This is a genomic window from Parabacteroides sp. AM08-6, assembly GCF_003473295.1.
Lineage (GTDB): Bacteria > Bacteroidota > Bacteroidia > Bacteroidales > Tannerellaceae > Parabacteroides.
The window spans coordinates 94,256-117,606 of sequence record NZ_QRMP01000001.1 but is presented as its reverse complement, the minus strand read 5'-3'; the positions used below and the strand labels follow the sequence as shown (position 1 = coordinate 117,606).

General features: G+C 42.9%; 13 protein-coding genes. 8 read left to right on the top strand and 5 right to left on the bottom strand.

Going from position 1 to position 23,351, the window contains the following annotated elements; translation table 11 throughout:
- Positions 1-261: 261 nt before the first annotated feature.
- Positions 262-1,554 (bottom strand): serine dehydratase subunit alpha family protein, encoded by a 1,293-nt coding sequence (locus DW103_RS00420; RefSeq protein ID WP_122273698.1) that lies wholly within the window; start codon positions 1,552-1,554, stop codon positions 262-264.
- A 38-nt stretch (positions 1,555-1,592) separates the two neighbouring features.
- On the bottom strand, positions 1,593-2,240 hold the full coding sequence (locus DW103_RS00415) for a glycine zipper domain-containing protein (RefSeq protein WP_122273697.1): 648 nt from the start codon (positions 2,238-2,240) through the stop codon (positions 1,593-1,595).
- Positions 2,241-2,379: 139 nt separating this feature from the next.
- Here DW103_RS00415 and DW103_RS00410 point away from each other — a divergent pair, with 139 nt between their 5' ends.
- Positions 2,380-4,320, top strand: coding sequence for an AAA domain-containing protein (locus tag DW103_RS00410; RefSeq protein WP_122273696.1), 1,941 nt, complete (start codon positions 2,380-2,382; stop codon positions 4,318-4,320).
- Positions 4,321-4,339: 19 nt separating this feature from the next.
- Here the strand turns inward: DW103_RS00410 and DW103_RS00405 are convergent, their stop codons facing one another.
- The gene (locus tag DW103_RS00405) at positions 4,340-5,095 is read right to left on the bottom strand and encodes a polyprenol monophosphomannose synthase (protein ID WP_122273695.1); all 756 of its coding nucleotides are present in this window, start codon (positions 5,093-5,095) and stop codon (positions 4,340-4,342) included.
- A gap of 167 nt (positions 5,096-5,262) precedes the next feature.
- Here DW103_RS00405 and mfd point away from each other — a divergent pair, with 167 nt between their 5' ends.
- The 7 genes from mfd (at position 5,263) to DW103_RS00370 (ending at position 20,241) form a co-directional block, all read left to right on the top strand.
- Positions 5,263-8,613 (top strand): transcription-repair coupling factor, encoded by a 3,351-nt coding sequence (gene mfd / locus DW103_RS00400; RefSeq protein ID WP_122273694.1) that lies wholly within the window; start codon positions 5,263-5,265, stop codon positions 8,611-8,613.
- Between the two features lie 29 nt (positions 8,614-8,642).
- Positions 8,643-10,547 carry a long-chain fatty acid--CoA ligase gene (locus DW103_RS00395; RefSeq protein ID WP_122273693.1) on the top strand — a complete coding sequence of 635 codons (1,905 nt, stop codon included), beginning with the start codon at positions 8,643-8,645 and terminating at the stop codon, positions 10,545-10,547.
- A 23-nt stretch (positions 10,548-10,570) separates the two neighbouring features.
- Positions 10,571-13,174 carry a glycoside hydrolase family 2 protein gene (locus DW103_RS00390; protein WP_122273692.1) on the top strand — a complete coding sequence of 868 codons (2,604 nt, stop codon included), beginning with the start codon at positions 10,571-10,573 and terminating at the stop codon, positions 13,172-13,174.
- A gap of 160 nt (positions 13,175-13,334) precedes the next feature.
- Positions 13,335-15,920 (top strand): DUF5686 and carboxypeptidase-like regulatory domain-containing protein, encoded by a 2,586-nt coding sequence (locus DW103_RS00385; RefSeq protein ID WP_122273691.1) that lies wholly within the window; start codon positions 13,335-13,337, stop codon positions 15,918-15,920.
- A gap of 13 nt (positions 15,921-15,933) precedes the next feature.
- Complete coding sequence (locus DW103_RS00380; protein WP_122273690.1) at positions 15,934-17,256, top strand: Na+/H+ antiporter NhaC family protein; 1,323 nt, start codon at positions 15,934-15,936, stop codon at positions 17,254-17,256.
- 208 nt (positions 17,257-17,464) lie between these two features.
- Positions 17,465-17,935 carry a lipocalin family protein gene (locus DW103_RS00375; RefSeq protein WP_122273689.1) on the top strand — a complete coding sequence of 157 codons (471 nt, stop codon included), beginning with the start codon at positions 17,465-17,467 and terminating at the stop codon, positions 17,933-17,935.
- Positions 17,936-18,369: 434 nt separating this feature from the next.
- Positions 18,370-20,241, top strand: coding sequence for a glycoside hydrolase family 127 protein (locus DW103_RS00370; RefSeq protein ID WP_122273688.1), 1,872 nt, complete (start codon positions 18,370-18,372; stop codon positions 20,239-20,241).
- A 42-nt stretch (positions 20,242-20,283) separates the two neighbouring features.
- Here DW103_RS00370 and DW103_RS00365 read toward each other — a convergent pair whose 3' ends face one another.
- Together DW103_RS00365 and DW103_RS00360 are read right to left on the bottom strand one after the other, a co-directional pair.
- The gene (locus DW103_RS00365; RefSeq protein ID WP_122273687.1) at positions 20,284-21,060 is read right to left on the bottom strand and encodes a LytTR family DNA-binding domain-containing protein; all 777 of its coding nucleotides are present in this window, start codon (positions 21,058-21,060) and stop codon (positions 20,284-20,286) included.
- Positions 21,061-21,185: 125 nt separating this feature from the next.
- Complete coding sequence (locus tag DW103_RS00360) at positions 21,186-23,246, bottom strand: histidine kinase (RefSeq protein WP_122273686.1); 2,061 nt, start codon at positions 23,244-23,246, stop codon at positions 21,186-21,188.
- Between the last annotated feature and the right edge of the window lie 105 nt (positions 23,247-23,351).

Genomic DNA, 23,351 nt, shown 5'->3' with positions numbered 1-23,351 from the left:
CAGGTATTATTGGCGCTTTTGACATTTTGGGTCGGCTTGTCAGATAAATGAAGATGTCGGCCATCCCAAGAGAAAGCGGAGCTTTCTTTCAGCGGGCCTCAGCGGGCGGGCGTGAAGCGGAGGGAAAAGACGGAGCGGAAAGAGCAGCGGCTGTTTGAGCGAAGCGAGTTCCGCTGGTCGAGCGTAGTCTTTTGCCGAAGTAGCCCGGCCGGTGAAGCCTTGACCTTTTGGTTACTTTTCTGTCAAGAGAAAAGTAACATCTCATTTGTTAGTCATAATATCCAGCACCAACCTATCCGTCTCCTCCATCCCCCTCGAACCGATAGAAGTCAAATTGGCAATCGACTTATCGACATCCTCATCGATAATCCCCTCCACCGAAGTCACAACCTTATTCTCCATCGCCATCAAAGCCGACAACATGGCTGTCGACACACCACTGGAAACCTTCATGGCACAACTTGGCTTGGCGCCGTCGCAAATCATGCCCGTGATATTTCCAATCATATTTTTGATAGCATAAGAAATCTGCGTTTTATCCCCTCCCATCAGGTAAGTAATCCCGCAACTGGCCCCCGTAGCCGCCACCACGCAACCGCAAAGGGCGGAAAGGCGGCCCAAGCTCTGCTTGATATAAATCACCATCAAATGGCTCAACATCAGGGCACGGATGAGTTGTTCGTCAGAGCATTTAATATCTTCGGCAAAAGAAAGGACAGGCAATGTCGCGGCAATTCCCTGGTTGCCGCTTCCGGAATTGCTCATTACCGGTATCATAGCCCCGTCCATGCGGGCGTCGCAGGCGGCAGCCGTCATAATCAACATGTGCGTATAGGCAGAGTCGCCCATATATTTGCGGCCGTAAACACCCGAAACAGTCTTGCTGACCGTATGGCCGTAATTCCCCCGGACAGATGCCTGGGCAGCTTTCTTGTTCAATTCGGCAGTCCTGAGAATAAAACGAATATCATCGAGCGGCATCTCCATGGCAAATTCATAAACAGTAGAAAAAGAGAGTTTAAGTTCCTCCTCTTCGACATGGCAAATATCCTCTCCGGTTTCCCCGGATTGGCGGAGGTCGGTCAGTACCGTCCCATTTTTCTCTACATATATAATATGGGTATGTTCGTGGCAAATAATCACCCTGGAGGTTTCGTCACCGGCAAAACAAAGGACTTCGATGTAGAGCTTGTCCACTTTTTCTTTCAGCGCGATATGGATACTTTTACTTTCAATCATCGCCTTTCCTTCTTCAAGCGCCTCAGGGGTCAGGTCACGAAGTACTTCCAGCCCGTAGGCGGACTTTCCGACCAATGTACCCAAGGCTATGGCAATCGGAAGTCCTACCATTCCGGTTCCGGGGATACCCACGCCCATCGCGTTTTTAAGAATATTGGCACTCAGAAAGACTTCCGTCTTTTCCGGTTTACAGCCCAACACCTCAGCGGCCTTGGCGGCAGCGAGCGCAACCGCAACAGGTTCGGTACAGCCGATGGCCGGGATGACTTCCTGATTGATAAGTTTAAGAATTTGTGCTTTTGTCGTATGCTCCATGATTTAGAATTTTCCCGTTTACGTGGCAAAGGTAATTATCAATTTTTAATTCCTTGTGTCTCCACCGTAAAAGTTTGTTTCTCCATCCCATGCCCGCCTTGTTCTTCCATGTGGATGGCAAAAACAGCTTTGCCGGTACGTAGCTTGCGGGAGGCCCGGACATTGACGGTATAAGTCACGCGGTCGTCCGGCGAAATCTTTCGTATGACCACCGGATCGGAAATCTTTAGGTGAGACTTTCCTTTCTCGACAGTCACAATCGGCTTCACGCGGAGGGCATCCCGGCGACCGTTGTTAAGCAGAATAAAAGTCAGACGGCAAGACTCACCCGCATCGATAGCTTGATTGCCGTTGGTGTCTTCCAGGAAAATATCGTCTACTACCAGAAAAGGGGCATTCCTGTCAATCGTGATATAGCGGTCGTTTCTCTTCTCTCTCTTCTCCTGCTCCGTCTCCATATTGGCTCCGATTATGGCACCCGCAGCACCTCCGGCAAACGAACCGATTGTAGAACCTAATGCAGCTCCGTCCCAACGCCCCGAATTATCGCCTATTATCGCCCCGACAATTCCGCCGGCAAGCGAACCGACCTGGGAACCGACAATCGTGCGCGATGTCTGGTCCATAGAGCCACATCCGGACAACAACAGCAGGGATGCAACAACAGATATAATCAAGTTTCTCATATCCTTCTCGTTTTAGTTTACGATTGCAAAGATAATGATGTATCCGTATCCTTTTCCTTTCAAAATAATAGAATGTTCGTTTGAATCAATTCAAAAAAGCAGACTTTTATCTATCTTCGCAGCCGATAAATAAAAAAGAATGACAAATCAGTTCCAGACTCCCATTGCCGACCTTTTGCACCAGTATACTCTTCTGCAAAAAGAATTCAACTACGAGAAAGAAATGTATAAAGAACAGGCGGAACGAATCGGGATAAAAAAAAGAATACAGCAGGGATTATGCTGGTATCCTGTCATTCCGGGGAGAAGCTACTATAATTCGTTGAACCAGCTCGTCGTCGAAGTGGAACGGCGGGAAGACAGAGAAATTGAACACAATTTCGAATATGGACGGCCGGTCTGTTTCTTCACGACCGACAGTGGAGGCAAACCTCAATATATGAATTTCTCGGCTGTCATCAGTTATGTGCAGGACGACCGGATGGTAGTGGTCCTGCCTACTCCCTCCGCCCTTTTCGATTTGCAGCGGACAAACGAAATCGGAGTACAATTATATTTCGACGAGACGAGCTATAAGACCATGTTCAATGCTCTCCAGAACACGATAAAAGCAAAGAATAACCGATTGGCCGGACTTCGGGATATTTTACTCGGAAAATCTCCTGCCGGCAAACGGACTCTTTTTCCCGTACGTTTCCCCTGGCTGAATACGACACAGGAAGAAGCCGTCAACCATGTCCTGGCTGCCAAAGATGTTGCCATCGTACATGGTCCTCCCGGAACCGGAAAGACTACGACGCTGGTAGAAGCCATCTATGAAACCCTGCATAGGGAAAATCAGGTAATGGTTTGCGCCCAAAGCAATACGGCCGTCGATTGGATTTCGGAAAAGTTGACGGATAGAGGCATCAATGTTCTCCGTATCGGTAATCCCACACGGGTAAACGATAAAATGCTCTCCTTCACTTACGAACGGCGCTTCGAAGCCCACCCGGATTACGCCGAACTGTGGAGTGTCCGGAAAGCCATCCGTGAAACACAATCCCAGATGCGGAAAAGCCACGGTGAGAAAGAGACTGCCCGCAACCGACTCTCCCGCCTGCGTTTCCGGGCTACGGAACTGGAAATGAAGATTGATGCGGAACTATTCGGCGAAGCGCGTGTAATTGCCTGTACTTTGGTGGGTTCCGCCAATCGCGTACTGGTAAACCATCATTTCACCACGCTCTTTATCGACGAAGCGGCACAGGCACTCGAAGCAGCTTGTTGGATAGCAATCAGCAAAGCGGACCGTGTCGTCTTTGCCGGTGATCATCATCAGCTTCCTCCGACTATCAAATGTATAGAAGCTGCTCGTGGCGGATTGGACCATACGCTGATGCAGAAAATAACAGCTCATAAACCGGAAACGGTTTCTCTGCTGAAAATACAATATCGCATGCACGATGATATTATGCGTTTCCCGTCCCGATGGTTCTATCATAACGAACTACAATCGGCAGCTGAAGTAAAATATCGGGGTATTTTAGAATATGATACACCTGTCATCTGGTTCGATACGGCGGATTGCAAATTTGAAGAGGACCAGCTTTCCGACAGTTTGAGCCGTATCAACCGGCAGGAAGCGTCTTTACTTGTCTCTCAACTGCAAGCTTATATTGAAAAGGTCAGCAAGGAACGAGTTTTGGAAGAGAGTATCGATTTCGGATTGATTTCCCCTTATAAATCGCAAGTGCAGTTCATCCGCGGCCTGATTAAGCGTAATGCTTTTTTTAAACCTTTCCGGAAGTTGATAACCGTCCATACGGTCGACGGTTTCCAGGGGCAGGAACGCGATGTGATTATGATTAGTCTTGTACGTGCCAATGAAAAAGGACAAATCGGCTTCCTTAATGATCTTCGCCGGATGAATGTAGCTATTACCCGTGCCCGGATGAAACTGATTATATTGGGGGATGCGCCTACGCTGACAAAACATCCTTTTTATCAGGCACTCTATCAATACATTTCCCTGAATGGAAAAGTGATACAACCATCCCCCGCACTTACAGAAGAATCGCCGGACGATACCCGGGGTTAATAATGCCCGTGAGCGGCAATTATGCCGTCAATTTTGCTTGTCCCTTTTGCGGATATTTCCGGAACAGGCTCCACCATTTCAGTTTCAGAACACCGAAAAGAGCTTCGCCGAATATAGAAGAGTTCATCTTGGAAACACCTAATACGCGGTTTATAAAAATGATTGGAACTTCCACGATTTTGAAACCGCATTTATAAGAAGTATATTTCATTTCAATCTGGAAAGCATATCCTTTGAAATGGATGTGGTCCAAATCTATCGTCTCCAGTACTTCACGACGGTAACATTTGAATCCGGCAGTTGTATCCTGCACTTTCATGCCTGTTACAAAGCGCACATATACGGAAGCATAATATGACATCAGGACACGCCCCAACGGCCAGTTGACAACATTTACCCCGTTGCAATAACGAGAACCGACAGCAACATCTCCTCCTTGTTCGGTACAGGCGGCATACAACCTAGGAAGGTCTTCCGGATTGTGACTGAAATCGGCGTCCATTTCGAAAACGAAGTCATATTTGTGTTCTATCGCCCATTTAAAACCACAGATATATGCCGTACCCAGTCCCAATTTTCCTTTACGCTCCACCATGAAAAGGCGTTCCGGAAATTCTTTCTGCAAACGCTTCACAATATCGGCTGTACCATCGGGAGAACCATCATCGATAATCAGAATATGAAATTCTTTCTGCAATCCGAATACGGCACGAATGATATTCTCAACATTCTCCTTTTCATTGTAAGTAGGAATAATAACAATACTGTCTGACATATACTTTTTTTATAGTGATATTTGATAAACAGGAACTGAATATTCCATAATAAACATTCAATTGCCAATCGATATGCGAAGTTAGATATTTTCATTGATTTAACTAATAGGATTGAGACATTTTCTGTAATTTTGCAATCAACAATATCAATTTTCAATTAATAAAGTTGGAAGTACAAGAATTACTGAAGTTATATGCCGCTCATCCGCAGGTAACGGCATTAAATACCCTGCTTAATAACAATACGTCCCGTAATATATTTCTGAAAGGACTAAACGGTTCAGGGGCCGCAATGACAATTGCTTCTCTTTTTTCAAAAAGAAGGGGGAGCTATGTGTGTATACTAAACGATCAAGAAGAGGCCGGCTACTTTTATCACGATTTGGTGCAACTCAGCGGTGGCGATGCTATATACTTCTTTCCTTCGGCTTACCGGCGGGCTATCAAATACGGTCATATAGACCCGGCTAACGAAATATTACGAACAGAAGTATTAAGTGTTCTGCAAGACTCAGATGCTTCATTCGTAATCGTCACTTATCCGGATGCGCTGGCCGAAAAGGTAATTTCCCGGGAAGTACTGAAAGAGAACACATTGAAAATCAGCGTGGGTGAAAAACTGGATAACATGTTTGTTTCGGACGTTCTGGATGAATATGGTTTCGAGCAGGTCGACTATGTGTATGAACCCGGACAATATGCTTTGCGCGGCAGTATCCTGGACGTTTTCTCATTCTCCTATGAATTTCCTTATCGTATCGACTTCTTCGGAAGCGAGGTGGAAACAATTCGTTCGTTCGATGTGGAAACCCAGCTTTCCAAAGAGAAGTTGGATAGTATCTATATCGTACCGGAAATGACAAAAAGCAATCGCTCCAATTCTTCCCTGCTGGATTCTCTGCCTGCCCGGACATTACTTGCTTGCAAGGATTTGGCCTGGACGAAGGAACGTATCGATAGTATCTGGAATGAAGAACCTGTTGTTGGAGATGAAGAGTCATTTACCGGTATCGACCAAATGCGTGGCAAACTGGTTGCCGGAGAAGACTTTCTGCATACAGCCCTGAACTTTTCCCGTCTCCATTTCGGTACCCGTTGCACAGGAGTGGCCGATACGATATTTACATTCAGTACACAGCCACAGCCTATCTATCACAAGAATTTCGATATGGTGAGCGAGTCGTTTCTTCATTATATGGAAAACGGATATACACTATATATCTTAAGTGACGTAGAAAAGCAAGCCGCCCGTATCCGTGCCATCTTTGAGGATAGAGGCGAAAATATACCGTTCATATCCGTCAATAAAACTATTCACGAAGGTTTTGCCGACGAGACATTGCATATTTGCCTGTTTACGGACCATCAGTTATTCGACCGTTTCCACAAATTCAACCTGAAGAGTGAAAAAGCTCGTAGTGGCAAAATTACACTCTCGCTGAAAGAACTGAACCAGTTCAAAACAGGCGACTACATCGTTCATATCGACCACGGTGTCGGTCAATTCGGCGGTCTGATACGTACCGAAGTGAACGGAAAGATGCAGGAAGCCATCAAATTGATTTATCAGAATAATGATATTATATTCGTCAGTATCCATTCGTTGCATAAACTATCCAAATACAAAGGAAAAGATAGCGGCGAACCTCCCAAGCTCAATAAATTAGGAACCGGCGCCTGGGAAAGGATGAAAGAAAAAACCAAGTCGAAGGTAAAGGATATTGCCCGCGACCTAATATTGCTTTACTCCAAACGCAAACAGGAAAAAGGTTTTAACTACAGTCCGGACAGTTTTATGCAACATGAACTGGAAGCCAGCTTCATCTATGAAGATACTCCCGACCAAATGAAAGCAACAGCCGAAGTGAAAGGGGACATGGAAAGTGACCGTCCGATGGATCGTCTGATTTGCGGGGATGTCGGTTTCGGTAAAACGGAAGTAGCGATACGTGCCGCTTTCAAAGCTGTTTCGGACAACAAGCAGGTAGCTGTTTTGGTCCCGACTACCGTACTGGCATTTCAACATTTCCAAACATTCTCGGAACGACTGAAAAACTTTCCCTGCCGCATAGAATATATCAGCCGTGCCCGCACAACAGCACAAATCAAACAAATCCTGAAGGATGTAAAAGAAGGGGAAATCAATATACTGATTGGGACACACCGTATTGTCAGCAAGGATGTACAATTCAAGGACTTGGGATTACTGATTATCGACGAGGAACAAAAATTCGGCGTCTCCGTCAAAGAAAAGTTACGGCAACTCCGGGCTAATGTCGATACACTGACCATGACGGCAACTCCTATTCCGCGTACTCTCCAGTTTTCATTGATGGGAGCACGTGATTTAAGCAGTATTACTACCCCCCCGCCCAATCGGTATCCAGTGCAAACAGAAGTGGAACGTTTTAATCCGGAAATTATCCGGGAAGCCATCAACTTCGAAATGAGCCGTAACGGACAAGTTTTTTTCATCAACAACCGTATCCAGAACATTTATGAAATGGAAGCCTTGGTTAAAAGGGAAGTTCCCGATGCCCGTATTGCCGTCGGTCACGGACAAATGGAACCGGAAAAACTGGAAAAAATCATTCTCGATTTTGTTAATTACGAATATGATGTACTGATTGCAACCAGTATTGTTGAAAGCGGCATCGACGTACCCAATGCAAATACTATCATTATCAATAACGCACAACAATTCGGACTTTCGGACCTGCATCAATTGCGCGGACGTGTGGGACGAAGCAACCGGAAAGCGTTTTGTTACCTACTTTCCCCACCTTTGTCGACATTAAGCCAGGAGGCTCGTCGTCGTTTACAGGCTATTGAAAATTTCTCTGAGTTAGGTAGCGGCATCCACATTGCTATGCAAGACCTCGATATCCGAGGAGCCGGCAATATGTTGGGAGCCGAGCAAAGTGGTTTTATCGCAGATTTGGGATACGAAACCTATCAAAAGATATTGGAAGAAGCTGTAGATGAATTAAAAACAGAAGAATTTGCCGAGCTGTATTCGGATGCCGGAGAAAAACATCAGAATACGGGAAGCGAATATGTCCGCGAAACATTCATCGAAAGTGACTTGGAATTAATGTTCCCACCAACTTACATACCAAATGATTCGGAACGTATTTCGCTTTACCGCGAATTAGATAAAATGGAAGAAGAGCGCGATATTTTAGCCTTTTCCGAGCGACTAAAAGATCGTTTCGGCAAAGTACCGAAAGAAGGAAAGGAATTGATACGTATCGTCCGCTTACGCCGTATGGCTAAAAAACTAGGTATGGAGAAAGTCGTACTGAAGAAAGGACAAATGAGCATCTTCCTGGTTGCCAACCCGGACAGCCCTTATTACCAAAGCGAGGCATTCGATAAACTTCTCGGTTTTATCCAGAAACATCCTCGTGAATGTAATTTGAGAGAACAGAACGGAAAACGGAGTATCGTAATTAAAAATATTCCGACTGTGGAAGCAGCTTGTTCAATAATGGTAGAGATGGAGAAACAGGAATAGATTGTTAAACTCATAAAGATATCAAAGCAATGAAAAAGACATTGGTAGACCTATTCGAAAGTTCGGTAAAGCAATTTCCCGACAATCCCTTCCTGTGGGAAAAACTCACAGACAAATTTATTCCGACCTCTTATAAGGAAGTAAAAGAACAAGTCTATACGGAAGGTGCCGGATTTGTTGCCCTCGGTGTAAAGAAAGGCGACAATATGGCGCTGCTGAGTGAAGGTCGTAATGCTTGGATTATCGGAGAATTAGCGATGTTTTATGCCGGAGCGGTAAATGTTCCGCTTTCTATCAAATTGGAAGAAGCAAACGATTTATTATTCCGTTTGCAACACGCTGATGTCAAGTATATATTAGTATCCGGAAACCAACTGAAAAAAATCCGGAATATTATAGATAAACTCCCACTTGTTAAGAAAGTAATTGTAATTGATAAACAAACAGACTATCAAGAAAAGGAAATCCTCCTATCCGAGGTCTTGCAGATGGGAAAAGAATATTTAACAAAACATCCACTGGATGAATTCCTCTCCACCGGGAAAAATCTGCAAAATGACGATTACGCCACCATTACCTATACCTCCGGAACAACAGCAGACCCGAAAGGGGTAATCCTGACACACCGGAATTATACGGCTAATGTTGAACAAGCACTTACATGTGTCGATATTGACGAAACTTGGCGTACATTGGTCATTTTACCTTTGGATCATTGTTTTGCCCATGTTGTCGGTTTCTATATTTTTATGTCGAAAGGAGCTTCCGTTGCAACTGTACAAGTGGGACGGACAGGCATGGAGACACTAAAGAATATACCTGTCAATATTAAAGAATTTAAGCCCTACCTGATATTAAGCGTTCCTGCCTTAGCCAAGAATTTCAGGAAAAGTATTGAGCAAGGTATCCGTACACAAGGTAAAAATGTAGAACGCCTTTTTCACTTAGCCTTGCACACTGCCTATATTTACAACGGTGACGGCGGAGAAGAAAAAGGACGAGGTTTCCGTATATTCCTGAAACCGTTAGTTAGCCTTTTCGACAAAATACTTTTCAGGAAAGTTCGCGAGAATTTTGGAGGAGAACTTAAATTCTTTATCGGAGGAGGCGCTTTGCTGGATAAAGATTTACAAAAGTTCTTTTATGCAATCGGTTTGCCCATGTATCAAGGATATGGTCTGAGTGAAGCCACTCCCGTCATTTCCACTAACGGTCCCAAACGCCATACATTCGGTAGCAGTGGTATCCTTGTCCAACCGCTTGAACTGAAAATATGTGATATGGACGGAAACGAGCTTCCAATCGGCGAAAAAGGAGAAATCATAATACGGGGCGAAAATGTGATGGCAGGCTATTGGAAAAACCCGATAGCCACAACCGAAACAGTTCGCAATGGCTGGCTCTATACCGGCGATATGGGTTATATGGGAAAAGATGGACTTCTTTATGTTTTGGGACGTTTCAAAAGCCTGTTAATTGGTAGTGACGGTGAAAAATACAGTCCGGAAGGTATCGAAGAGGCTTTAGTAGAACATTCCTCCTGCATTGAACAGATTATTTTGTATAACAATCAAAACCCGTATACTGTAGCCCTTATAGTTCCAAACAAAGAAAAACTGAAAAATCTTCTGTCCCACTCCCATCTGGATTTATCGTCGGATAAAGGTAAAGAGGAAGCCATCCGCATCCTCCAAACACAGATAAACCGTTTCCGTAAAGGCGGTGACCTGTCGTCACTTTTCCCGGACCGTTGGTTGCCGACCACATTCGCTGTTCTCCCGGAATCTTTTACCGAACAAAACGGCATGGTAAACAGTACAATGAAAATCGTACGCGGCAAAGTAGAAAAGGCCTACGCTGTCCGAATTGAATATTTATATACACCGGAAGGCAAAAATCCGATAAACGAAGAGAATAAAAAAGCTTTAGGATAACACATCATTAAAACCTGATATTTATGCGTTACAAAACAACAGTATCCATTTTAGCCCTCGCTTCCGCACTCGTTGCGGCATCACCGGTAAAGGCTGATGGAGTAGCTAAACAAAACATCGACAGCGGCTGGACCTTCAAACAGGTTCGTGGCAATAACTGGTATCCGGCTACAGTGCCGGGAGTAGTCCAAACAGACTTAATGGATAATAAAATTATCGAAGACCCTTTCTACCGCCTGAATGAACGCGGTGTTCAATGGGTGGACAAAGAAGACTGGGAATACAAAACGACCTTGGATGTCGCTCCCGAAGTATTCGATAAAGATAATATTGATTTGGATTTCAAAGGACTCGACACTTATGCAGACGTTTATTTGAATGACTCCTGTATTCTGAAAGCAAACAATATGTTTCGCGAATGGGTCGTTTCGGTAAAAAGTTTACTGAAAAAGGATGGAAATGAACTTCGTATCTATTTCCATTCCCCTATTAAAGTTGATTTGCCGAACTTCGATGCCCTGAAATATCCGGTTGAAGCCGGTAACGACCAATCCGAAAACGGCGGTATTTTCGACAAAAAGGTTAGTGTCTTCGCCCGTAAAGCCGGTTATCATTATGGTTGGGACTGGGGGCCTCGCCTGGTAACAAGCGGTATCTGGCGTCCTGCCTATTTAATTGGATGGAACGATGCCCGTATCGATAATGTACAATACATTCAGGAAAAAGTGAATACCAAACGTGCCGATATTAAAACACGTGTGGAAGTAATCGCCGATAAAGACGGTGAAGCGACCTTGACCATTAAAGCCGATGGTATCAAAACCACTTGGACTAAAACAACCCCTGTCAAAAAAGGGACAAACCTGATAGAGATAAATCTCATCGTAAATAACCCGAAACTCTGGTGGACAAACGGTCTGGGGGAAGCTCACCTGTATCCTTTCACTGCCACTGTTACCATAGACGGTAAAATAGCCGACTCTCAAACAACCAATATCGGCATCCGCAGTCTGAAAGTAATCCGCAAAAAAGACGAAGCCGGCACTACTTTCTATTTTGAACTAAACGGTAAACCTGTATTCGCCAAAGGGGCCAATTATATTCCGCAAGATAATTTCCTACCGCGTGTTACTCCCGAACGTTACGAAAAAACGATTCTCGATGCTGTCAATGCCAACATGAATATGCTTCGTGTATGGGGCGGCGGTATCTATGAAAACGACATTTTCTACGATTTATGCGACAAATACGGCATCATGGTTTGGCAAGACTTCATGTTTGCTTGCAGCACTTACCCTATGACACCGGAACGATTGGCTAACATCAAACAGGAAGCTATCGACAATGTAGTCCGCCTCCGTAACCATCCATGTATTGCCATCTGGTGCGGTAACAACGAAAACCATACCGCTTGGTTTAACTGGGGTTGGATGCCGAAATATGAAAAACTGGGTGTATTGGAAGAAATGCGTAAAGATGATAAAGACCTCTTTCACAAACTCCTTCCCGAAGTAGTAAAGGAATATGACCCGACAGCTTTCTACTGGCCGTCTTCTCCTTACGGAGGCAATCCGGATGCCAAATGCGAAAGTGGCACTACAAACTGGAATCCTAATGGCGATGCCCACTATTGGGGTGTATGGCATGCCAAGGACAGCATTGCCAATTATAACAAGATACGTGCCCGTTTCTTTTCCGAATACGGTTTCCAATCCTTCCCTGAATATCAGTCTGTATTGAAATACGCACCGGAAGAACGCGACCATAATATCTATTCGGACGTAATGATGGCTCATCAGCGTGGTGGTAGCCATGCCAACGGCCTAATTGAATGGTATTTGCTGAACGAATATCGCAAACCGAAGGATTTCCCTAATTTTCTTTATATGGGACAATTACTCCAAGGGGATGCCATCAAGACAGCTATTGAAGCACATCGCCGCATGATGTCGTATAATATGGGTACGCTTTTTTGGCAGCACAACGACTGCTGGCCGGTAGCATCCTGGTCCAGCCGCGATTATTACGGACGCTGGAAAGCACAACATTACTTTGCGAAGAAAGCATACCGCGATATCCTTGTATCCCCGATTGCAGAAGACGGTACGTTGCACGTTTATATCGTATCCGACCGCTTGAAACCGACTAAAGGACAACTCGATATTCGTGTAATGGACTTGAAAGGGAATATTCTGTTCGAAAAGAAAACTAATCTTACCTTGCCCGCCAATACAAGCAAATCGCAGTTCTCCGCCCCCATTGAAAGCGTTTTGAACGGTAAAAACCCCAACGAAGTTGTGGTAAACGCCCGTTTTACCGAAAGCGGTAAGGACGGTGAAATAATATCCAACAACTACTTTTTTACCCGGTTCAAAGACATAGACTTCCCGAAAGCCGACATTCAAATGACTTCCGTTCCGGCAGGAGACGGTTATGACGTGACCGTCATGAGCGATGTCTTTGCACGTGGTGTTTTCCTGAGCATTGATGGTATCGACAACTTCTTCTCCGACAATTACTTCGACCTGTTGCCAGGTGAGCCGGTTACTATCCACGTAACCACAAAGCTCGATAAAGCGACATTCGATAAACAATTGAGAAGCGAAAGTATCGCCGACGCCTATTAAAAGAATCAGTCTTTGCTCTCCTAAAAGCTCCGGTCGAACTTTTAGGAGAGCAAAGACAAGCTTTCCGATTAAAGATTATTAATATCGCCTCTATCGCTCTTCCCGATAAAAATCATACCTTTGTCCACTGCATTATCCGAGAAGGAATAACGTTAAATACATGGTAAGAATTATCCGCTATATATTACTGTTAGTCCTGTTACAGACAGTGACAGGTATTTCCATAACTTATGCTCAGAGCATTACCTCGGCTTCCGGTATCGTAAAAGACTCCGTGACAAACGAACCCCTTCCGTTCGTATCCGTTTACTTTGAAGGCTCGACTATCGGGGATATGACTGATGATGACGGGATGTTCACCTTGCAAAACGATAAAGGATACACGAAGTTAGCAGCCACCTCACTGGGGTATGATACTAAAACAATCACCCTCAAACCGGGACAAAAAAACGATGGGGTGGAAATTCTGCTTAAACCGGCATCTTTTGAAATATCCGAAGTCGTAATCAAACCCAAACGCGAAAAATATTCCCGTAAAGACAATCCGGCTGTCGAACTTATCAAGAAAGTCATCGAACATAAGAATGAGAACCGCATTGAAGCTAGGGACGAATATAAAACTGAAGTATACGAAAAACTGAGTCTGTCGCTGGATAATTTCAATCCGAACTTAGACAAGAACAAATTCCTTCAAAAATTCAAGTTCATCAAGAACTATCTGGACACATCCGAATTTAACGGCAAGCCCATACTGACACTCTCCGTTCGTGAAAATCTGTCTGACGTTTATTATCGGAAAAGTCCCAAAACAACAAAAACTATCACGAAGGCTAAACGGATGCAAGGTATCGACAAAACGCTCGATGATGGCGGCGGTATCACCTCCAATCTGGAAGAAATATTTAAAAGTATCAACATCTTCGATAATAACGTCCCTATCCTGCTGAACCGTTTCGTCAGCCCGCTATCTTCTACGCTGGCAACCACTTATTATAAGTATTATATTATGGATACGCTGGATATAGGTGGAGACAAATGTGTCGATTTGGCTTTTGTCCCTGTAAACAGTGAAAGTTACGGTTTTACCGGGCATCTTTATATTACTCTGGACGGTAATTATGCCGTGAAGAAATTTCTACTCAACACCCCCGTCAACATTAACCTGAACTGGGTAGACAAACTTCGTATCGAACAAGAGTTCAAACGCTTGCCTGACAGTACCTGGGTACTCAGCAATGAAAACACATATATTAACTTCTATGTGGTAAAAGGAGCTCAGCAACTATACGCCCATCAACTACGTAACTACGATAAATACAATTTCAATTTCCAAGAAGCGGACTCTGTCTTTCAGCTCCTTGGTCCGACACATATCCTGCCGGAAGCAACCATACAAGCAGATACCTTCTGGGTACACAACCGCCCTGTTCCGTTAAAAGAAAAGGAAGATGCCCTGAAAGATTTATTAGCACAACTGCGTAAGGTTCCTGCCTTCAATGCCATTATTAAAACGGCTGAAATCCTAATTACCGGTTACATCCCGACAGCAAACGATAAGAAAGTTACAAAATTCGATTTCGGACCGATGAACACGACTTTCAGTGCCAATCATCTCGAAGGCTTCCGTATGCGCGTAGGGGGTATGACAACAGCCAATCTCAGTCCTTACTGGTTTGCCAGCGGCTATCTGGCTTATGGGACCAACGATCGTAAGCTGAAATATAATTTGAAACTAACACATAGTTTCAACAAAAAAGCTTATCATGAAGGAGAAAGTCCGGTCAACAACCTTTCATTCATTCAGGAATATGATGTATATACTCCCGGACAAGACTTCCTATTCACCAGCAAGGATAACATTTTTGTCGCTTGGAAGGTCGGTGAACCGGTTACTAAAATGCAGTATATCCGGAAAAGTATGTTACAATATGAAAAAGAATGGCTAAACGGATTAACTTGGAAATCATGGGTAATTAACCAAAACAACAAAGCTGCCGGGACTTTACAATATATCCTGCGTAATGACAAAGGAAACTTATTCCGCATCAATGATTTCACAACATCCGAAGTAGGGACTCAATTACGCTTTGCACCGGGCGAACGTGCCTATAACGGACGTACAGGTAAAGAATCCGTATTCAATCTATCCAAAGACGCCCCGGTATTCAAACTTACCCACCAATTAGGGGTGAAAGGTATACTCGGCGGAGATTATAATTTCAACCATACGGAAATCAGTGCCGAAAAACGCATCTGGCTATCTTCGTTCGGTCATATCGATGCACAGTTAAAAGCCGGAAAAGTCTGGAATAAAGTTCCTTTTCCTCTTCTGATATTGCCTAATACCAACCAATCCATCACCATCCAACCCGAAGCCTTCCACATGATGAGCGCGTTGGAGTTCGTGACAGACCAATATGTTTCGTTCAACGCTACCTATTATCTGAAAGGTTGGATATTAAACCGTATCCCGGGCATTAAATGGTTCAGATTGCGTGAAGTAATTTCATTCAACGGTATTTACGGTGGTTTGACAGATAAGAATAATCCGTCACTTACCCCAAACTTATTCCTGTTGCCCGACGGTACGCAACCGTTAGGAAAGACTCCTTATATGGAAGCCAGCATAGGTTTAGAGAACATTTTCAAAATATTGCGCATCGATTACTATCGTCGCCTGACCTATCTGAACCATCCGGGTATAAAAAAAGGTGGAGTCCGCATTGCACTTCGATTTACATTCTAATTGAGGACTGAAAATGGATAATACGAACTCTCCGCTTCATCACACACCGAATGCTTGGGCACTTATTCCTTTAGCAGTATTCCTTCTCTCCTATTTGGTCGTATCGATTATTGCAGGCGATTTCTATAAGATGCCTATCACTGTCGCATTTGTCATTGCTTCGATAGTCGCTATTGCCATCTCCAAAGGAGGGAAATTGAGCAATCGCATCGAACAATTCTGCCGGGGAGCCGCCAACAGCAACATCATGCTGATGGTACTTATTTTTATCTTGGCCGGTGTATTTGCCCAAACAGCAAAAGCAATGGGAGCCGTCGATGCTACCGTCAATCTGGCAATGTCCATCTTACCAGGCAATTTGCTTGCCGCCGGCATATTTCTTGCAGCCTGCTTCATATCTATTTCAGTCGGTACTTCGGTCGGTACAATTGTCGCACTGGCGCCTGTAGCGGTCGGTATTGCCGACAAAACAGGGATGCCGGATGCCTTAATGCTGGGTGTTGTCGTCAGTGGGGCGATGTTCGGCGATAATCTTTCTTTCATTTCCGACACGACTATTGTAGCAACCCGTACACAAGGGTGCAACATGAGCGATAAATTCAAGGTAAATATCCGCATAGCCCTTCCCATTGCTCTCTTTACCGGCTTCCTCTATATTCTGATAGGAAGTGGGATGGACAGCAGCTACGAAACAGGACCGATAGAATGGATGAAAGTACTGCCCTACCTTGTTGTTCTGGTAACGGCTATTTGCGGGATAAACGTAATGCTCGTCCTACTGATAGGCATCGTGCTTTCCGGAATTGTCGGATTATTTACAAACGGTTTCAATATCTGGGGATGGACAGCCTCGATGGGGTTGGGTATCACGAATATGGGCGAACTTATTATTGTCACACTTCTGGCGGGTGGAATGCTTGAAATGATTCGTTACAACGGTGGTATCGACTGGATTATCCTGAAACTAACGTCACACATTCGTTCTAAAAAAGGAGCGGAAGCCAGTATTGCCGCTCTGATTAGTTTTGCAAATCTTTGCACAGCCAACAATACGATAGCCCTTATCATGGCAGGACCTATAGCGAAAGACATAGCCGACCGTTTTCACATAGACCCCCGTCGCAGTGCCAGTTTGCTGGACATATTCTCCTGCTTTGTCCAAGGAATCATTCCTTATGGAGCCCAACTTCTGATGGCGGCCGGCTTAGGGCATACCTCCCCCATCGAAATCATGCAATATTTGTATTATCCTTATCTATTAGGCGCCGGTGCACTGTTGGCCATTCTATTTAATTACCCGCGAAAATTCACAAAACAGAAAGACCCGGTTTATTAAGAAGAATAAATTTATCCGAATAGTTGTTTTTTTCGTCCGAATATCTTCTCTGGTAGCTCAATATTCTCCAAATAAATTCTTGTATTTTTTCTTATTCTCTCCATTCCATAGATTTGCACGTAATAAAGAGTATAAAAACGGCAAACCTGATTGCCGATTACTATTAACTGTCATCGAATCAGGCTTAGATGACCCTCAATTTATTGGTATGAAAAAGCATTTACTTTCTTTTATGACTCTGTTATCCCTGTGTCTAATGTTTTCTTTATCTTCCTGTGGCGATGATAACGATGGTGACGATGATATTGACTATGGAGGAAGCGTTAATAACTCAAAAATAGTCGGTACATGGGTTATCGTTGACGATATTGGTTATGATACAAGCAAGGACAAAGTGCTATATCATGACACTTACACAGTAGACGAAGAGTCGGACGTTTTTATTTTCAGAAAAGATGGTTCTATCCGGAATTACGGTTATTATACGGAGGATGGAGAAAAGATTTTAGATTATGACATAAATGGAGAATGGCGAATCAACAATAATATTCTGACCCTTATCGACGAAGACGGAGATAAAGACTCTGCCAAAATTGAAAAATTGAGTAACACAGAACTTGTCCTCTATATTCAGGATGACGAATATTACTATGTCATGACTTATAAAAAGGTAAAATAACCCAAATATATATTTACCAACTCCCGTTCCCAGGCTTAACTCTCTAGTTATTAAGCTTGGGAACGTTTTTTTTATCATATACCGTATTTGTAGGAAAGTACTAACAACGAAAATCGTTAACATACAAACCTTTATTATGTTTTAGTTTTAACCGAGTCAACCTGACTTATATATAAGACGGATAGTAGTCAACGATAATCGTTAACATACAACCTTGTCTGAGTGCCACAGTATTGGCACAGCAGTGCCACCCCGATGGCATTCCAGTGCCAATACTGTGGCACTAAACATACCTAACACTCTTTATGGAGCAGTTCCGCCTACCCGATAATTATTATTGGCAAAATTAGTAACTAAAATATCAAATTTATAAGAATAGAAGTCAGTCCTTTTCTTATCTTTGTAAAACTACAAAATTTTTAAATCGTGAAATTATGAATGCCGCATCTGTTGTAAAAGGTCTCTCGATTATCTTCTTTTGTTCTTGTATACTATCAGGTACAGCCCAAAATAATAGTACTTCATCCGTCAAACACGTAAAGATATCCGGTTATATAGGCAACCGTATTGACGATTGTATCGAACATCGTGTAAAAGCGCAGGATGTGGAACATTTAGTTGAACCATTCCGCCATCATGAAGAGAAAAATCTTTGGCAAAGTGAGTTTTGGGGTAAATGGATTCAAGGAGCTATCGCCTCCTATCGTTATAATCAGGATGCGGAACTTTATAAAATTATCAGCGACGCTGCAGAATCATTAATGGCAACACAGCAGGAAAATGGTTATATCGGGAATTATGCTCCGGAATATCAATTGCAACAATGGGATATTTGGGGACGTAAATATACTTCATTAGGATTAATTGCCTGGTACGACCTTTCCGGCGACAAAAAAGCACTTGATGCTGCTTGCCGAGTGATTGATCATCTGATGACACAGGTAGGTCCTCAAAAAGTAAATATTGTAACAACCGGTAATTATGTTGGTATGCCGAGTTCTTCCATTTTGGAGCCGGTGATGTACTTGTATAACCGTACAAAAGAGCAACGGTATTTGGATTTTGCCAACTATATTGCAGAACAATGGGAAACACCGGAAGGGCCGCAATTAATCAGCAAAGCAATCGCCGACATTCCTGTAGCCAACCGTTTTCCACATCCGGAAAGTTGGTTTTCACGTGAAAACGGACAAAAGGCTTACGAGATGATGTCATGTTATGAAGGGTTGCTGGAACTTTACAAGGTGACAGGCAATCCATTATATCTCACCGTTGTCGAGAAAACGGTTGGACATATTATTCGAGAGGAAATCAACATTGCCGGTTCAGGAAGTGCTTTCGAATGTTGGTATGGAGGACACGACAGACAAACACAACCCACTTATCATACGATGGAGACGTGTGTTACTTTTACTTGGATGCAGCTTTGTAACCGTTTACTCCAGATGACAGGAAATTCATTGTATGCCGACTATATGGAAAAAACCATTTATAATGCGTTGATGGCATCTTTGAAAGCCGATGCTTCGCAAATTGCCAAATATAGTCCATTGGAAGGTTGGCGTCATGAAGGGGAAGAACAATGTGGTATGCACATTAATTGTTGCAATGCAAACGGCCCTCGTGCTTTCGCCATGATACCACAATTTGCTTATCAGGTGAAAGAAGCTCGCATCAATGTGAATTTTTATGCTCCGTCAGAAGCCGAGATTGTCTTGCCGGGTAAAAAAGAAATTTCTTTAAAACAGCTGACTGACTATCCGGCCACAGATAAAATAGAATTGGAGGTCAGCCCTGTAAAGGAAACAGTCTGTACAATTGCATTACGCATACCGGCTTGGAGTACAATCGCAGAAGTGACTATAAACGGACAAGCAGAAAAAGGCGTATTGCAAGGCTGCTATTTTCCGGTTACCCGCAAATGGAAAAAAGGAGATAAGATAACTCTCCAATTAGATTTGCGTGCCCGCCTGATTGAACAAAACCAGGCCCAGGCAATTGTTCGCGGTCCTTTGGTATTAGCGCGTGACAGTCGTTTTAACGATGGTTTTGTAGACGAAACATCCGTCATTGTAAGCAAAGATGGTTTTGTAGAATTGACACCCGTGGAAGTCCCGGCTTTTGCTTGGCTGGCATTTACAGCCCCAATGATTTTAGGTACGGATTTGGAAGGTGACCGTACCCCCCGTCAAATTCATTTCTGTGACTTCGCTTCAGCCGGAAATACTTGGGATAAGTTGCAACGATACCGTGTCTGGCTTCCCAAAACGTTAAACGTGATGAATTCTCCATACAAACCTTATTAAATAAAAAGACCCGTTACTTTTGAAATTACTTAAAAGTAACGCTCAAAACATCAGAAAGCGTTCTTGTAATTTTTTCATATACAATTTCGATATTTGTAAATCCCGTATATGTTCGAATGGGGGATAAAATACACATTTTTTATCCTTAATCATAACCAGGTAATTGATGTTAATAATATAAGATTGATGAATTTGTACGAACGACGGAGAAGAACTAAGAAGTTGATCTGCGGTCAAGTTCTTTTTCAGTGCAGTAGGAGTTGATGTATTATTCAAATAAACTTCCCACTGCTTATGTTCCGAGTTATATTTGAAAAAACCGATATTTTCCGGGCGCAGAAACTGCAAGTCGTTGGTGGGTGAAGGAAGAATTATCGTCTGTTCCAACGGTGATAAACTACGCAACTGGACATGGAAAGGTATGTTTTGTGTTTGCTGTTCCTCCATTGTCTTTTCGTCAAAACGCTTCAACATTTTCGAGAGTTCATTTTTATCGATAGGTTTTAACAGGTAATCGAAAGCGGAGCCACGGATAGCATCCAACATATATTTATTGTAAGCCGTATAAAAAACGACCTGCATATTCCAGCTTACATCGTGCCGGATTAACGAAAGTAGTTCCGGACCTTTCATATCCGGCAACTCGACATCCAGAAACACCAAATCCGGCATCGTCTTAAAAATTAATCTTTTTCCTGTAACTCCGTTCTTAGCAATTCCTTCGACTTTAATATGAGCATACATTTTAAGCTCGAAAACAAGATTATCGATAGCTAGCTCATCATCGTCTATAATGACTATTTTGTAGATATTTTTCATAAACCTTCTCTCACTCTTTTTTACAAATTTAATATTTGCGTAGACTTTCTCTGCTTTGTATAACCTTTTATGTGGTTATTATTTATTTTTTCTGTACATCCGGCCGAAAAATAGGATTAAACGGATTATTTTTCATCCGTAAGAACGTAAGAATAGTTGTCCGGAATAACAAATTTTATAAGGCAGCCCGGATATTCCGGGGTTCCATGCAAACTTCTTTCTATATACAAACAGATGGGGACATCGTTACCTGAATTCAATAGCTGGATAATTTGATTAAGAACCTTCAGGCCGATACCCGTACTTTGTGTGTCTTGTTGCCCTATGTGAATTCCGAATCCGCATCCATTATCCTCAATGCAAATCCAAGTTTCATTTTTATCCTTATGAACGGAAATCTCTAATATTTTCTTTCCTTCTTTACTTCGCAAACCATGTTTAAGTGCATTTTCGACCGGAATTTGTATCATCATAGAAGGAAGCAAAAATTGAGAAGTGTCTATTTCCGAATCGATATCTATATGAATGTGCAGGGACGAATCGAAGCGTTGTTTCTCCAGTTCCAGATATGTCCGGACAAAGTCGAGCTCTTCATCTAACGATACACAAAGTTTTTCGGTCAGACACAAATTTAACCTCATAATTTTCAACAAGTTATAAAGTTCCTTATACTCGTTGTCCGTTTCCTTATAATTACTGATTACACGATTCAGCGTATTGAAAATAAAATGTGGTGAAATCCGGTTGCGAATGCTTTCCATACGCAATTCGATAATCTTATTTCTGTGCTGCATCTTCACATAAGCATACCGTTTCTTTTGATAAAAATAAAGAAAGGCTGTTGTAACAAGAATGAGAAGAGATACGACAATCCAGATGAAAAAGCTCAATTGTAACGATTGCATATCACTTCGTTGTTGTTGAATAAAAATCGTCTGTTTCATCAATGTCGTATCTTGTTTGTAACGGAGGTCTATTTCGGCAACACGCATTTTGATACGTTCGTTGCGGGTTGAGTCATCCAGTTGCACATTTTCTTTCAGATACTGATAAGCCTTACGGTAATCACCTGTTTTTTCGTAATAATCTTGCAGGTATTTATTACGGATATTTATCATACGAGGTTCCGTATAATGTGTATCGAGCGAAGTTTTTAGTATTTGAGTAGCCCTCTCAATATTTTTTTCTTCCAGTGCCAGTTTCAGCATTTGGGTTTCCGTATGATAAATAGCAGTTTCGTTATGAACGGATTTGAAATAGTCATAGCTCTTATACAAATAGTGGTGGGCGGAATCAGTCTTTCCCATTAACAAATATAATTCACCCATATTAATAGCACACACATTATGTTCGTACTGCAATTCCGGGTAAGGACTGACCAACTGATAAGCTTGTTTGAAATTTTCGAGCGCAACAGGATAGTTTTCCTCAAAATAACAAAGACTTCCCATGTTTGTAAAATAGATGAATTTGTTATTCAGGTCCATTTCGTCATACCGTTGATAAGCCAGGTCGTAATAATGATGCGCCGACTCGTAATCCCTCAATTCCAGATAAGTTTGTCCAAGCCCGGTATAGAGAGAGATAATATTTCCAGCCTCTTGCTTCAAAGAATCGGCTATAAAAAGAGCTTGCCGATAATACGAGGAACCTTCTACGTAATGACCACCTCTCACGTAGGCATTTGCCAAATTGTTGTAAACATTAATAAGAAGCCGGTTGTTTCGAGACAAACGGGCATGTTCGAGCATTTTTTTATAAAAACAAACGGCAGTATCGTTGTTGCTTATCAAAGTGAAGGCATTACCTTGTATATTGTACATTTCCGCCATCAGGTAATGTTCGCGTGGCGACAGAACCGGCTTCCGGTCGCAATATTGTTCAACTCTACGGCATAACTGCGGGATGGTATCAATTTCGGAAGTAAAGTAGAATGTTTTTATATAAAGGCTATATAGGAAATACCATTCCGTACTGTCGCTTACAGAGCGCATTCGCATCTCCTTTTCCAGCATCTGCCGAGCAACGAGCGGATTGGATAAAAGAGTATCCTGAGCCTTCATATAAATACTATCTCCTTTCGGGATATACTGAATATCAGCATCCTTCGTAACAGATTTGCTACAAGAGAATATTAACATTAACAAAATGGCGGTTAATATCCCAAGGATGTGTACCTTTTTCATAAAATAGAGTTTATATACTAACCTATTGAAATAATATCACCGCCAAAAATAGTAAAATATTCAAGAAAAACACGGAAACTATCCGTAAACCCGAAACAAATGTTA